The sequence below is a fragment of the Vibrio sp. 10N.222.49.C9 genome (assembly GCF_041474985.1).
Lineage (GTDB): Bacteria > Pseudomonadota > Gammaproteobacteria > Enterobacterales > Vibrionaceae > Vibrio > Vibrio crassostreae_C.
This window is the reverse complement of sequence record NZ_JBFRVD010000610.1, coordinates 1-379: the sequence shown is the minus strand read 5'-3', so window position 1 is coordinate 379 and position 379 is coordinate 1. Positions and strand designations below refer to the sequence as shown.

Sequence of the window (379 nt, the reverse complement as noted above, 5' to 3'; positions counted from 1 at the left end):
GAACTACCATCTGCGTTATATAGGCGATTGTTTCTATGTAAGAAATCGACAAACAAAAAAGCTGCTGAGCGTTTATTTCCGTCCGAAAATGGGTGGTTTTTTACGACAAAGTACAACAGGTGAGAAGCTTTTGACTCTAATGATGGATAGGCTGGTTCCCCAAAAACAGTTTGTTCCAAGTTTCCAAAAATACTATCAAGACCATCCCCGCGTGGCAGAGCAAAAAGATTCGTCGCTTGCTGTTTTGATATAAGATCGGTTTTAAGCTCTTCCAGTGCTAGCCGTGCTTCATTTGGGTGAGGCAATACTCCACCTTCTGTACCCTGCGGTTCACTCAGGAGACCCTCATCATACCGTTGCAACCACAAAAAGGTATGAG

Annotated in this window: 1 protein-coding gene; it reads right to left on the bottom strand. The window is 43.5% G+C overall.

Annotated elements, in window-relative coordinates; genetic code table 11:
- Nucleotides 1-305, bottom strand: a 305-nt coding sequence (locus tag AB4585_RS24720; RefSeq protein ID WP_372171396.1) for a type II toxin-antitoxin system death-on-curing family toxin, incomplete at its 3' end; no start/stop codon positions are given.
- Nucleotides 306-379 lie beyond the last annotated feature (74 nt).